This is a genomic window from Streptomyces sp. NPDC000880 (assembly GCF_053599675.1).
In genome coordinates, this window is sequence record NZ_JBSFMS010000013.1 from 1 (window position 1) to 13219 (window position 13219).

The 13219-nt window shown below is 70.3% G+C and carries 14 protein-coding genes; 3 read left to right on the forward strand and 11 right to left on the reverse strand.

Going from position 1 to position 13219, the window contains the following annotated elements; translation table 11 throughout:
- A partial coding sequence (locus ACWDO5_RS06600) for a multicopper oxidase family protein (protein WP_450528949.1) occupies positions 1 to 2165 on the forward strand: 2165 nt, incomplete at its 5' end.
- A gap of 62 nt (positions 2166 to 2227) precedes the next feature.
- On the opposite strand, the gene accC is transcribed toward ACWDO5_RS06600, so the two are convergent.
- The 11 genes from accC to ACWDO5_RS06655 are packed head-to-tail and all read right to left on the reverse strand — an operon-like array spanning position 2228 to position 11209.
- Complete coding sequence (accC, locus tag ACWDO5_RS06605; protein ID WP_450528951.1) at positions 2228 to 3577, reverse strand: acetyl-CoA carboxylase biotin carboxylase subunit; 1350 nt, start codon at positions 3575 to 3577, stop codon at positions 2228 to 2230.
- A 2-nt stretch (positions 3578 to 3579) separates the two neighbouring features.
- On the reverse strand, positions 3580 to 4107 hold the full coding sequence (locus tag ACWDO5_RS06610) for an acetyl-CoA carboxylase biotin carboxyl carrier protein (RefSeq protein ID WP_450528952.1): 528 nt from the start codon (positions 4105 to 4107) through the stop codon (positions 3580 to 3582).
- Positions 4104 to 5840 carry an acetyl-CoA carboxylase carboxyl transferase subunit alpha gene (gene accA, locus ACWDO5_RS06615; RefSeq protein WP_450528953.1) on the reverse strand — a complete coding sequence of 579 codons (1737 nt, stop codon included), beginning with the start codon at positions 5838 to 5840 and terminating at the stop codon, positions 4104 to 4106. Before accA ends, ACWDO5_RS06610 begins: the two co-directional genes overlap by 4 nt.
- A 13-nt stretch (positions 5841 to 5853) precedes the next feature.
- Positions 5854 to 6165, reverse strand: a complete 312-nt coding sequence (locus tag ACWDO5_RS06620; protein ID WP_450528955.1) for an antibiotic biosynthesis monooxygenase family protein — start codon at positions 6163 to 6165, stop codon at positions 5854 to 5856.
- The gene (locus ACWDO5_RS06625; RefSeq protein ID WP_450528956.1) at positions 6155 to 6484 is read right to left on the reverse strand and encodes an antibiotic biosynthesis monooxygenase family protein; all 330 of its coding nucleotides are present in this window, start codon (positions 6482 to 6484) and stop codon (positions 6155 to 6157) included. The genes ACWDO5_RS06620 and ACWDO5_RS06625 overlap by 11 nt, the downstream gene beginning before the upstream one ends.
- Positions 6484 to 7236 (reverse strand): SDR family NAD(P)-dependent oxidoreductase, encoded by a 753-nt coding sequence (locus tag ACWDO5_RS06630; RefSeq protein ID WP_450528958.1) that lies wholly within the window; start codon positions 7234 to 7236, stop codon positions 6484 to 6486. Before ACWDO5_RS06630 ends, ACWDO5_RS06625 begins: the two co-directional genes overlap by 1 nt.
- A 26-nt stretch (positions 7237 to 7262) precedes the next feature.
- Positions 7263 to 7724 carry an anthrone oxygenase family protein gene (locus ACWDO5_RS06635; protein ID WP_450528959.1) on the reverse strand — a complete coding sequence of 154 codons (462 nt, stop codon included), beginning with the start codon at positions 7722 to 7724 and terminating at the stop codon, positions 7263 to 7265.
- A 10-nt stretch (positions 7725 to 7734) separates the two neighbouring features.
- Positions 7735 to 8202 (reverse strand): SRPBCC family protein, encoded by a 468-nt coding sequence (locus ACWDO5_RS06640; protein WP_450528961.1) that lies wholly within the window; start codon positions 8200 to 8202, stop codon positions 7735 to 7737.
- A 36-nt stretch (positions 8203 to 8238) separates the two neighbouring features.
- Entirely contained in the window at positions 8239 to 9504 is a 1266-nt protein-coding gene (locus ACWDO5_RS06645) for a ketosynthase chain-length factor (protein WP_450529078.1), read from the reverse strand.
- A complete protein-coding gene (locus ACWDO5_RS06650) occupies positions 9501 to 10778 on the reverse strand; it encodes a beta-ketoacyl-[acyl-carrier-protein] synthase family protein (RefSeq protein ID WP_450528962.1) in 1278 nt (425 codons plus the stop codon). Before ACWDO5_RS06650 ends, ACWDO5_RS06645 begins: the two co-directional genes overlap by 4 nt.
- On the reverse strand, positions 10775 to 11209 hold the full coding sequence (locus tag ACWDO5_RS06655) for a cupin domain-containing protein (protein WP_450528964.1): 435 nt from the start codon (positions 11207 to 11209) through the stop codon (positions 10775 to 10777). The genes ACWDO5_RS06650 and ACWDO5_RS06655 overlap by 4 nt, the downstream gene beginning before the upstream one ends.
- Before the next feature lie 180 nt (positions 11210 to 11389).
- On the opposite strand from ACWDO5_RS06655, the gene ACWDO5_RS06660 reads away from it, so the two are divergent.
- Both ACWDO5_RS06660 and ACWDO5_RS06665 read left to right on the forward strand, forming a co-directional pair.
- The gene (locus tag ACWDO5_RS06660) at positions 11390 to 11776 is read left to right on the forward strand and encodes a SchA/CurD-like domain-containing protein (protein WP_450528965.1); all 387 of its coding nucleotides are present in this window, start codon (positions 11390 to 11392) and stop codon (positions 11774 to 11776) included.
- A 10-nt stretch (positions 11777 to 11786) separates the two neighbouring features.
- On the forward strand, positions 11787 to 13214 hold the full coding sequence (locus ACWDO5_RS06665) for a multicopper oxidase family protein (RefSeq protein WP_450528967.1): 1428 nt from the start codon (positions 11787 to 11789) through the stop codon (positions 13212 to 13214).
- Positions 13215 to 13219: the final 5 nt, after the last annotated feature.

Sequence of the window (13219 nt, forward strand, 5' to 3'; positions counted from 1 at the left end):
GTCCGGGGAACTCCCCGGACCGCCTCGGGACGACCACCCCCGACCGGAGTAACGACATGTATCTGACCCTCTCGAGGCTGGATTTCATCCTGGGCCTCGTCCTCTTCCCCGCGTGGCTCGCCGCGGCGATACTGGTGCGGCGGCAGGCCGGCCGGCCCACGGCCGGACGAGCTCGACGCACCGCCCGCATCGCCCTCGTACTGCTGTCGCTCGCCCTGCTCGCGACCGTCGCCAAGCTCGTGGCGTTCGTCCAACTGGCCGCCATGGACTGGGTGTTCGTCTCGGACCGGCGCTCGATCACCTTGCTGGCACTGCTCCTTCCCGCTGTCCTCGCGACCGTCGTCCTCACCCTCCCCCGGGTCGTTTCCGCGGCCAGGCGGCGGCCGGAGGACCGCGAGGCGGCCCTGTCCGACGCGGAGCGCGCGCAGGCCGCGTCCCTGCGTACCGTGCTGCCGCCGCAGATCACCGCGGTCGGCGCTATGGCGGGCTTCTTCGAGAAGTTCCTGCCGCCGCACCGGTCGACGCTGCTGAACCTGGTGGTGGGCATCGGGATCCTGGCACTGTTCACGGCGCTGCTCACGGTCCGCGCCCGCGGCCGGGTCCACCGGCTCGCCCAGGGCGTCACGCCCGTCCGGCGTTCGGCGGGCCGCACCTGGGGCGTTCGCCTGGGCACCACCGTCGTGGCGCTCGGCGCCGTGTTCGGCCTGGTCTCCTTCGGGCTGAGCAACAGCAAGCTGCCGGGCACCTTCTCGATGATGCAGGGCGAGCCCGACTACGGCGGCGGCCCGGCCGGCAGCCACAGCAACATGGCAGGCGGGCCCCATATGCACGGCGGGTCCGGCAGCGCCGCCGCGGTCAGCGTCGACTCGCTCAAGGGGCCGCGGGACGGTAAGCCCGACCGCGTCTTCAACCTCACCGCGCAGGAGAAGAAGGTCACGCTGGCCTCCGGCAAGAGCTTCACCGCATGGACGTACAACGGGCAGATCCCCGGTCCGGAACTGCGGGTGAAGGAAGGCGAGTTGGTGGAGATCAAGCTCACCAACCGGCTGCCCGGAGAGATCCCGGTCACCATCCACTGGCACGGCCTGGACGTCCCCAACGGCGAGGACGGAGTGGCCGGAGCCACCCAGGACGCGGTGCAGCCCGGCCAGTCGTACACCTACCGCTTCCGCGTCGAGGAGTCGGGCACCCGCTGGTACCACTCCCACCAGCAGGCCTCCGAGCAGGTCAAGCGCGGCCTGTTCGGCCCGCTGGTGATCGAGCCGGCCGAGCAGACGCGCCCGGTCGACAAGGACGTGACGGTCGTCGCGCACGACTGGGAGACGCCTGACGGCATCTTCCCGGCGTTCGGCGCCTCCGACACGCTCGACCGGCGCACCGCCAAAGCGGGCGAGAAGGTCCGGCTGCGGCTGGTCAACAGCTCCAACCTGACCAAGACGTTCGCGCTGACCGGCGTACCGTTCAAGGTCACCGCGCTGGACGGCACCGACATCAACAAGCCCGCTGAGATCAAGGACGAGCGGCTGGTGGTGGGCGGCGCCCAGCGAATGGACGTGGAGTTCACCATGCCGAACTCGCCGGTCCGGCTGACGGACTCGGCGGCGAGGGACGCGGGGATCATCTACTCACCCGACGGTAAGGGCGACATCGAACCGAAGCTGGACGGGCCAGAGTTCGACCTGACCAGCTACGGCGAGCCCACCAGCACGCCGTTCGACGCTCAGAGCAAGGCCGACCGCAATTTCAAGCTCACCTTCGACGACTGGCTGGGCTTCTACAACGGCAAGTTCGGCCTGCGCCAGACCATCAACGGCAAGGTGTTCCCGGACGCCCCGATGCTGATGGTCAAGGAGGGCGATCTCGTCCGCACGAAGTTCATCAACCGCGGTGAGGAGGACCATCCGATCCATCTGCACGGCCACCACATGCTGGTGCTGAGCAAGGACGGCAAGAAGACCACCGGCAGCCCCGTCTGGCTGGACACCATCAACGTCCGGCCGGGTGAGCAGTGGGAGGTCGCCTTCAAGGCCGACAACCCGGGCATCTGGATGGACCACTGCCACAACTTCATCCACACCGGTCTCGGCATGGTGATGCATCTGACGTACGAAGGGGTCACCACGCCCTACTCGGTCGGCGGCGAGGCACACAACCGGCCCGAGTAAGACGCGCGCAAGCCCAAGGCCCGGGTCCCCGAAAGGGCCCGGGCCTTCTTGCTGTACGCCTGTCAGCCTCCGCGACGCTCGTCGAGGAACGAGGTGTTGTGCTTGCCGTCCCGGAAGAGCGGGTCGGCCAGTACCTCCCGCAGCAGCGGGATCGTGGTGCGCACTCCGGGCCCTACGACGCGGAACTCGGCCAGCGCCCGGTCCATCCGGTCCAGGGCCTGGCCCCGCTCGGGCGCCCAGGTGATCACCTTGGCGAGCAGCGAGTCGTACTGGGAGGGCACCCGCCAGCCCGCGTATCCGTGGGTGTCGACCCGGACGAAGGGGCCGCCGGGCGGGACGAACTCGTCCAGCGTGCCCGGGCACGGGGCGAAGTTACGAGCGGGGTCCTCCGCGTTGACCCGGCATTCGACCGCCGTGCCACGCGGGATCAGGTCCTCCTGCTTGAAGCCGAGCGCCTCCCCCGCGGCGACGCGGATCTGTTCGCGTACCAGGTCGACGCCGAACACGGCCTCGGTCACCGGATGTTCCACCTGGATACGGCAGTTCATCTCCATGAAGGAGAAGCCCTCGTCGTGGACGAGGAACTCGAAGGTGCCGACGCCGGTGTAGCCGACCGCGCGGGCGCCGCGCACCGCCGCCTTGGCCATGGCCTCGGACAGTCCCGGGTGCAGCCCGGGCGCCGGGCTCTCCTCGATGAGCTTCTGGTGCCGGCGCTGTACGGAGCAGTCGCGTTCGCCGAGGTGCAGCACCGTGCCGTGGCCGTCCGCCAGCACTTGGACCTCGATATGGCGGGCGCTGTCGCAGAACCGCTCCAGATAGACCCGGTTGTCGCCGAAGACGGCCTGCGCGGTGGCGCGGGTCTGCCGGTAGGCCGGCAGCAGGTCGCTGGACTGGCGTACGACGGTCATGCCGCGGCCACCGCCGCCCGCCGCGGCCTTGATGATGAGCGGGAAGCCGATGCGGTTGGCGAGGTCGGTCGCCTCGGTCGCGCTGTCGACGGTACCCGGGCTGCCGGGCAGGACCGGCAGCCCGGCATCCGTCATCAGCGCCCGGGCGACGGCCTTGTCGCCGAGCTGGGACAGGACTTCGGGCCGCGGGCCGATGAAGACCAGACCGTTGTCGGCGCAGATCTCGGCGAAGTCCGGGTCCTCGGAGAGGAATCCGTAACCGGGGTGCACCGCGTCGGCGCCGGTGCGCAGCGCGGCCTCGATCACCGCGGGCGCGGACAGATAGCTTTTGCGGGGCATGCCCGGGCCGATCTGGACGGCGGTGTCGGCCGCGCGTACGTGGGCGCTGTCCCGGTCGGCGGTGGAGTGGACCGCCACCGTGCGGATGCCCATCTCGCGGCATGTCCTGATGACCCGCAGGGCGATCTCACCCCGGTTCGCCACCAGGACCGTGTCGAGGCTCACGGTCAGTCCTCCTTGTCCGTGCCGGGGAAGTCACTGGGGTCGAGGAGAACCAGGGGCTGTCCGTACTCGACCGGCTCCCCGTCGTGGATCAGCACCTCGACCACGCGTCCCGGCCTGGTGGCCTCAACCGGGTTCATCAGCTTCATCGCCTCGATGATGCCCAGCTGCTGTCCGGCCTCGACGTGGTCGCCGACCTGGACGAAGTGCGGGGCTCCCGGTGACGGCGCCGCATAGAACGTGCCGACCAGCGGCGCGCATTCGCGGAAGCCGTCGAGCGCCGCCTCCTCCTCGCGGGGCGGCGCGGCGGGGGCACCGGGGCCGGGAGGCGGCTGCCCCTCGTCCCACTCGACCTCCACGCTGGCCGCGCCCAGCGCCACCCGTACCTTGCGCGGGTGGCTCGGTCCGACCCGTACGACCTCCGCGATGCTGCGGCAGATGTCGGTGAGGGCCAGCCCACTGGTGTCGTAGTCCAGTCCGGCGAGCGGGTCGCCGGACCCGCTGCGCACGCTGTCCTTGGTGACTTCGGTCATCGGTCTCTCTCCGTAGTACCTGCCGTTGCGGTTGCGCCTGTTGACGTCTGCAGATGCGCACCGTCCGCCAGCCCGAAGGCGCGGAAGCGGGCGCGGCGCGCGGCGCTGGAGCCGGTCGTGCCGCGCAGTTCGCGAAGCGCCACGACGACTGCCCGGCGTACCGCGTCGCTCATCACCGTGGTGTCGGTGTGGCCGCCGCCCTCCGGCTCGGGAATGACTCCGTCGACCACTCCGAGGCGCAGCAACGAGGCGGCGTCCAGGCCGAGTTCGTCGGCGGCCACCGCGGCCTCGGCAGCGTTCTTCCAGAGAATCGCCGCGCACCCCTCCGGGCTGATCACCGAGTAGGTCGCGTTGGCGCACACCAGCACCCGGTCGGCCACCCCGAGGGCGAGCGCGCCTCCGCTGCCGCCCTCGCCGGTCACCACGGCCACCACCGGGACGGTCAGCGAGCCCATGAGCCGCAGGTTCTCCGCGATGGCGTTGGACTGGCCGGTCTCCTCGGCGGTGAGCCCCGGATATGCGCCCGGGGTGTCGATGAGGGTGACCACGGGCATGCCCAGCTTGGCCGCGAGCCGCATCAGCCTGGCGGCCTTGCGGTATCCGGCGGGCGAGGGCATGCCGAAGTTGCGGCTGACGAGTTCGGCGGTGGTGTGGCCCTTCTGGTGGCCGATGACCATCACCGGGAGGCCGTCGAGGCGGCCGATTCCGCCGACGATGGCCGGGCACTCCTCGCCGGCGCGGTCGCCGTGCAGTTCGACGAAGCCGTCCAGCCAGTGGCCGATGTGCTCGAGCGCGGTGGGCCGGCCGGCCTCACGGGCGAGCTGTACGCATTCCCAGGCGGGCAGTTGGTCGAGGAGCTGGCTGTCCCGCACCACCGGGTCGTCCTCGCCCTCGCCCCAGCTCGGGCCGGGGATCTCGGTGGCCGCAAGGAGACGGCTGAGACGGCCGCGGAGCTCGGTGCGCTGCCAGACGTCGTCCACCAGGCCGTGTTCCAGGAGGAATTCGGCGGTCTGGAAGCCCGGCGGGAGCTTCTGCCGGATGGTCTGCTCGATGACTCGCGGCCCGGCGAAGCCCATCCGCGCCCCGGGCTCGGCGACGACCACGTCGGAGAGTGTCGCGAAGGAGGCGGCGACTCCGCCGTAGGTGGGGTCGGTGACCAGGGTGACGGTGAGCAGCCCCGCCTCGTCGAGTTCCGCGAGCGCGTTGCTGGTCTTGGCCATCTGCATCAGCGACAGTGCGCCCTCCTGCATCCGCGCCCCGCCGGAGGCGGTGACGATGAGCAGGGGCGTACGGTCCTTCAGCGCGGTCTCGGCCGCGGTGGTGATCGCCTCTCCGGCGGCGACGCCGAGGCTGCCGCCGAAGAACCGGAAGTCCATGACGGCGGCCACGAGCGGCCGCCCCTCGATACGGCCGCGTACCACGAGGACCGAGTCCTGCTGGCCGGTCTTGCGGCGGGCCTGGTCGAGTCGTTCTCCGTAAGGCCGCTGGTCCACGAAGTCCAGCGGGTTGGTGAGGGTCTTGGGCACCGCGACGGGCTGCGCCCTGCCCCCGTCGAAGAGCTGGCTGATCCGGCTGGGGGCGTCGAGGCGGGCATGGGCACCGCACTCGGGGCAGACCTGCAGCAGGCGTACATATCGTTTTCCGTAGACCAGGGAGCGGCACTGGGAACAGGTCACCCATGCCGCCGGCTCGCTCTCCGCGGCGGGCCTGGCCGGTCGTGCGGTGGTGGTCATCGGAACTTGCCCTTCAGTAGGACGCGTCGACCTCGTAGATGCCGAACGGCACGGGGAGCCGGGTGTCGCGGTACGGACGCAGGGGTGCGGTGTCCGCCCGGTGCCCGGCGCCCTGCTCCCAGCGCTGGAATGCGGCCAGGTCCGCCCAGCGGCTCACGACGATGAGGGCGGTGGGGTCCGCCGGGGAGCGCAGCAGCTCGTTGCCGAGCATCCCGGGGACCTCCGCCAGCCGCTTGCTGACCAGGTGGTACGCCTCGCGCACTGCCTGGAGCTGCTCCTCGTCGTGGGCCGCCTGGTAGACCAGCACCCTCACTTCACCGGGCATCCGCGGATGCCTTGCCCTCGATGTGCGTGACGACGCGCATGGTGTGGAACTCGCCGCCGCGGCGGAAGGGGTGGAGCTTGGCGCGGTGTTCCAGATGCGCCGGGCTCTCCTCGAACGCCCGGAAGCGCGGCTCGTCCACCCAGTCGCTGATGATGTAGTAGCTGCTCTGCGCGTCCGTCGCCCGCGAGAGCCACTGGCCGAGGTTGGCGGGGTGGCCGGTCACCGCGTCGGTGCCCGCCAGCCACTCCTTCTCGAACTCCTCCTCGAGACCGGGCTCGATGTCCATGCGGAGCAGCACCCGGAAGACGGTGGGGGCCATCAGGAGATACCTCCGTCCACGCTGATCGTCGCGCCGGTGACATAGCGGGCCAGATCGCTGGTGAGCCACAGGACCGCGCCCGCGACCTCGTCGGGGGTGCCGAGCCGGCCGAGTGCTGTCTTCGCGCTGTACCGCTCGATCATGACCTTCTGCTGGTCCTCGGGGAGCGCGTACAGGTTCTCGGTCTCCACCACGCCGAGCGCGACGATGTTGAACCGGATGCCCCGGCCGCCGAACTCCTTGGCCAGGGACCGGTTGAAGCCGGCCAGTGCCGCCTTGGTCGCCGTGTAGTGGGAGCGCAGCGGTATGCCGGCGTCGACCGCCTTCGACCCGATGCCGATCACCGAGGAGCCCGCGCCGAGGAGCGGCAGGGTTCCCTGGATGATCAGGTGGGAGCCGGTGAGGTTGGTGTCGACGACGCGCCGCCACTCCTCCAGGGGCAGGTCCTCGTAGGGTATGTGGCTGATGGCGCCCGCGTTGTTGACGACCAGGTCGAGATGTCCGTAGTGGGTACGGGCGTGCTCCACCAGGGCGGTGACGTCCGCGGGGTCGGAGACGTCGGCCCGCACGAGATGGTGCGCGCCGCCGGTCTCCTTGAGTTCGTGTGCCAGCGAGGTCACGGCTTCGCTCTCCTGCCGGTAGCAGGTGAGTACATCGACGCCGGCCTGTGCCAGTGCCCGTACGATGCCCCGGCCCACCCCGCGGGTGCCGCCGGTGACCAGGGCTTTCTTGCCCCTGAGACCGAGATCCATGGTTTCCTCCGTAAGCGTCACAGGCGTCAGAGCAGCAGGGCGAGCGCAGAGCAGTTGACGAAGAGGGCGAGCACGGTGATCACGCTGCGCCGCTGGTTCCAGGCGCCCCAGTTCCAGCGGGGGTCGTTCGCCTCGAAGTCGTCCGGCAGGTTGTCCGGATCGAGGGTCAGCACCCACTTGTTGACGGGCACATTCTTGGTGAGCGAGATCGCGACCGTGACCGCCGCCAGCACGGACCCGACGATGAACAGCACGCGGGCCGCAAAGTCCGGGGCGATTACGGCCAGTACGACGTCGCCGATCAGCGTGCCGAGCAGGCACAGCGGCATCGCCGGGTCGTAGCGGGTGGCGAAGAAGGCGTGGGCGTGCACATAGCGGTCGGCCGGGAGCGCCGCGAGGAGCGGCCAGCCGCCCAGCTGGGTGCCGAACAGCACCCCGGCCGCCAGGCCGTTGAGCAGCACGACTGCCGGAGCCAGGAAGGCGAGCACCTGCTTCCTCCTAGCTCGCCTCGGCCCGGCGGCCGGCCGCGGCCTCGACCTTCTGCTTGATGAGGTCCATCTGGATGGCGGTGTTGCGGTTGAGGTGCTCCGTCATCCCGGAGTCGCTGGCCGGTGCCTCGGGCTTCATGTGGAAGTCCTGCACCCAGCGCATCCGCACGCCGGCCTTCTCCTGGGTGTACTCCCAGTAGATGCGCATGAATTCGAACGGCCCGGTCTCGACCCGGTGCGCGTGCACGGTCTTCGCCTCGGGGTCGGGTATCCGCCGGGACACCCAGCTCCACACATTGCCGTCCTCGTCGGGGTGCATGGTCAGCCGGAAGGTGATCTCCCGGCCCTTCTCCTCCAGCACCTCGACGGAGGCGTACTCGCTGAACAGCTGCGGCCAGCCCTTCAGATCGTTCGTGATGTCCCAGACCAGTTCCATCGGCGCGTCGATCACAATGCTGTTGTCGGTGTGGCCCGCCATGGCGGCCTCCTCCCGGTAGTCGGTATTGGATGTGCGTCAGTCCCCCCGCCCGAGGACGAGCGCGGCGTTGAAGCCGCCGTGGCCGCGGGCGACGACGAGCGCGGTACGTAGTTCCTGGCGGCGCGGTTCGCCCAGCACCAGGTCGATCTCGATGCCGGGCGCCGGGGCGGTGGGTCCCACGGTGTGCGGGACGACTTGGTCGCGCAGGGCGAGCAGCGCGGTGGCGACGTCGAGTGCGGCGCCGCCTCCGTACAGCCGACCCGTCAGCGTCTTGGGCGCGGTGACCGGAACGCCCCGCGAGCCGAAGACCGCGGTGAGAGCCTCGGCCTCGGCGAGGTCCTCGTCCCGGACGCCGGACGCGTCGGCGAAGACGACGTCCACGGCGCCCGGTTCGAGTTCGGCGTCGGCGAGCGCGGCGGCGATGGTACGGCGCAGGGCCGGCGGGCGCTCGGATCCCGGCGTGGGGGTCCCCCCGGCGTAGCGAGGGGGAGGGTCGAAGCCGGCCGCGTAGCCGAGGATCCGGCCGTAGATCTGTTGTGCACCGCGGGCTTCGGCGGCCTCGGCGCTCTCGACGAGGAGCATCGCGCCGCCCTCGCCGGGCAGATAGCCCGATGCCTCGGAGTCGAACGGCAGATAGGCGCGGGCGGGATCCTGCACGGTGGAGAGCAGGCCCGTCGAGAGCTGCGCGGTCAGGCCGTAGGGGCACAGGGAGGCGTCGGTCCCGCCGGTCACCACGAGCCGGGAGCCGCCCCGGATCAGCCGCCTGGCCTGGCCGATGGCGTCGAGGCCGCCGGCCTGTTCACTGCAGATCACTCCGCACGGGCCGCGCAGTCCGTGCCGGATGGAGACCTGGCCTGTCGTCGCCGCGTAGAACCAGGCGATCGACTGGTAGGCGCCGACCCAGTCCGGGGAGTGCTGGTAGAGGCTCTCCATCTCCTTCTGGCCGAACTCGGTGCCGCCGGACGAGCTCGCGGTCACCACGGCCAGTTCGTACTCGGGCAGTTCGGACGGGGTCACATCGGCGTCGGCGATCGCCGCCTCGGCGGCGGCCAGGCCGAGATGGGTCCAGCGGTCGGTCTGCTGGATCAGCCGGCTGGGCACCTGTTCCTTGGCGACGAAGTCCGGCACCTCGCCCGCGAGGCGCACCGGGTAGGTGGACGGGTCGAAGCGGCTGATGCGTCCGATCGCCGTCTTGCCCGCGAGTACGGCGGCCCAGTGGGCCTCGGCACCGAGCCCGGTCGGCGCGACAACCCCGAGGCCGGTGACGACCGGGGCCTTGGCAGCGGTGGCACTCACCGTCAGCTCCTCCCGTTTCGGACCACACCCGGGCGGGCGAGCAGCATGGCGCTCTGGAAGCCGCCGAAGCCGCTGCCGACGCTGAGCACCACGTCCATCCGGTGCTCGCGAGCGGTCACCGGCACATAGTCCAGATCGCATTCGGGGTCGGAGGTGTGGAGATTGGCGGTGGGCGGCACCACCTGGCGGTCGAGCGCCAGGGCGCAGGCGGCGACCTCGATGGAACCGATCGCGCCCAGCGAGTGGCCCACCATCGACTTGATGGAGCTGACCGGCACGTCGTAGGCGTGCTCGCCCAGCGAGCGCTTGAAGGCGGCGGTCTCGTGCCGGTCGTTCTGCTTGGTGCCCGAGCCGTGGGCGTTGATGTAGTCCACGGCAGTGGGGGCGAGCCTGGCCTGATCCAGCGCCACCTGGATCGCCTCGGCCATCTCGCGGCCGTTCGCCTTCAGGCCCGTCATGTGGAAGGCGTTGCTGCGGCTGGCGAAGCCGACGAGCTCGCCGTAGATCCGCGCGCCGCGGCCCTCGGCGGCCTCCTTCTCCTCCAGGACCAGCACGGCGGAGCCCTCCGCGAGGACGAACCCGTCGCGGTTCTGGTCGAACGGCCGCGAGGCGTGCTCGGGGTCGTCGTTGCTGGGGGAGGTGGCCTTGATGGCATCGAAACAGGCCGAGGTGATCGGGGAGAGCGGGGCGTCGGTGGCGCCCGCGAGCACGACGTCGGCCGTGCCCTCCTCGATGAGCTGGGCTCCGTGGCCGATGGAGTCCAGGCCCGAGGTGCAGCCGGTGGAGATCAGCGCGACGGGTCCTTCCGCGCCCACTTCCCACGCCACTTCGACGGCGAGGGTGCTGGGCACCATGTACCCGTACAGATGCGGCACTCCATAAGTGTGGTCCACCAGCCAGTGCTTGCCGGCGTCACTGAGCAGGACGTACTCCTCCTCGAGACCCATGGTGCAGCCCACCGCGCTGCCGATGCTGACGCCGATGCGCTCGGGCGGCGTGTTCGCGAAGTCGTAGCCGCTGTCCTCGACCGCCTCCCGGGTGCAGACCACCGCGAACTGCGCGGCCCGGTCCATCCGCCGCACCTGGCGCGGGGCCAGACCCGCGGCCACCGGGTCGAAGTCGGCCTCGGCGGCCACCTGGGACCGGAAGGCCGACGGGTCGAAGAGCGAGATTCTGCGGGTCGCGGTGCGGCCGGCGGAGAGCAGGTCCCAGAAGGCCTCCCGGCCCACTCCGCCCGGCGCCACCACCCCGATTCCGGTGATGACGGCCTTGCGGCTCACGCGGCACCGCCCACCTGCGGATTGGGCTCTTGCGGCCGCTGGACCTCCTCGATGTCCACGTGCCCGAGTTCCGGGCGCGGGGCGAGCGGGGAGAGATGGAAGGCGGCGTGTGCCGTCTCCTTCCCCGTGTTGACAAGTCGATGGCGTACTCCGATGGGTACCAGCAGCGAGTCCCCGGGGCCGAGGCTGACCGGCTGCCCGTCCAGCGTCATCTCCAGCTCCCCGGTGACGACGTGCAGGAACTCCTCGGAGTACGGGTGGTAGTGCGTGGTGATGAAGTCGCCCGGTTTCAGGCTCAGCACTCCGCCGAAACCGGAGGTGCACCCCACGGTCTTGGGGCTGAGCGTCGTCCGGATATCGCCGCCGCGCCGAGTGTTGTGCTCGACCTCGTCGGCGTGAACCCGGACGGTCCGCGTGATCTCGGTGGTCACTGCCCGCCTCCTCAACAGCCTGTTCTCCAGCGACAGCACGCTCGCAGTCGTACCTACAGGGCGGCTCGAAATCGCGTTGACGGGAAACGGCCGAGAATCGGTGTACTCGCGCTCAAGCACCCGGCGAGTGGGATGCGGCGTCCTGGCGAGGCAAGACTTCGTCCGCCTGAAGGAGCTGGCATGCCGTTCGCCGCGATCACCTACGACATCAAGGCCGGGTACGAGAAGGAGATCACCGAGATCTTCGGCAACTTCCGCCGGGTGGGCTCCCCCGTCGTCAAGGGCGAGGGAGGCGGGGAGACGGCGCGCATTCTGGCCACCGCCGTCTTCATCCGCGACGACACCATGGTCCGGGTCATCGAGTACGAGGGCGATCTGGACGCCATCGCCCGGCACATGGCTGCCCAGCCCGGCGTCCGGGAGGTCGAAGAGAAGCTCGCCCCCTATCTGACCAGGCCCCGGGACACCGGCACGGTCGAGGGCTTCGTGGCGACATTCAAGCGGTCCCTGCTCACGTGCATGGCGCAGATGTCCGTACGCGACGCGGCTGCGCCGTCAGCGAACTGAGGGAGAATTCGTGCTCAACCGCAGGCAGTTACTCAGAAGAGGCGCGGCGGCAGGGCTGCTGGTCGCCGCACCCACCGGGCTGATCGTGGGCGGGCGGCCCGGCAGGGCCGTGGCGGCCACCACGCCGTTCACGGTGCCGCTGACGGTGCCGAAGCGGCTGCGGCCGACGCGGCTGGCCGGCCACGATCTGTACCGGCTGGCGACGCGGGAAGCGGATGTGACGATCCTGCCCGGCACCCGCACCAGAATACGCGGCTTCGGCGGTGCGCTCGCCCCGCTGATCATGGCCCGCCGGGACCGTCCCGTCGTGGTCGAGCTGAGCAATCAGCTGGCCGACCCGTTCGCGCTGCATCTGCACGGCGGGCATGTGCCGGTGCGCTCGGACGGCCACCCCAAGGACCAGATCGACCCGGGCGGCCGGCGCAGCTACTACTACCCCAACACGCAGCGGGCCTCGACGCTGTGGCTGCACGACCACACCCACCACGCGCACGCGGAGAACATCTACCGCGGTCTCGCGGCGACGTATCTGCTCACCGACAGCTTCGAGGAGCAACTGCCGCTGCCCAAGGGCCAGTACGACGTGGTGCTGCAGCTGCGTGACGCGAAGTTCGACGACAACGGCGCCTTCGTCTACGACATGCACAGGCCGGAGGACCGGCCGACGATCCTCGTCAACGGCCGCCCCAAGCCGTACTTCGAGGTGGCGGCCCGTAAGTACCGGCTGCGGCTGGTGAACACCGCCAATGAGCGGGGCTTCTTCCTCAGGCTCAACGACGGCACGCAGGCCGGCGCGGAGCTGGTGCACATCGCGACCGACGGAGGCCTGCTGCCGGCGCCCGCTCCGGCCGGGGCACTGGCCCTGTGGCCGGGCGAGCGGAACGAGATCGTCGTCGACTTCTCCCGCTACCCGGTGGGGACCAAGCTGGTGCTGGAGAACCTGGCCGCCTTCGAGGGCGAGACCCCCGAGGTCATGCGGTTCGACGTGGTGCGCACGGCCTCGGACCCGAGCTCCGTGCCGGCCGCGCTGCGTCCCGTACCGGACCTGGGAACGGCCGAGGTGCGGCGGGACTTCCACCTCGCCTTCGACCCGGCGAGCGGCGAACACCTCATCAACGGCAAGCCGTTCGACATCAACCGGATCGACATCCGTCCCCGGCTGAACGTCACCGAGGTGTGGACGATCCGCAACTCCGACACCCTCGGCATTCCGCACTCGCTCCACCCGCACCTGGAGCAGTTCCGGGTGCTGAGCCGCGACGGCCACGCACCGGGGCCCGAGGAGGCGGGGCTGAAGGACACCATCACGGTGATGGCCGGCCAGTCCGCGGAGATCATGCTTCGGTTCACGGACTACACCGGCCCGTACATGTACCACTGCCACATGCTCGGCCACCAGATGATGGGCATGATGGGCCAGATGGAAGTAGTGGGCTAGTACCA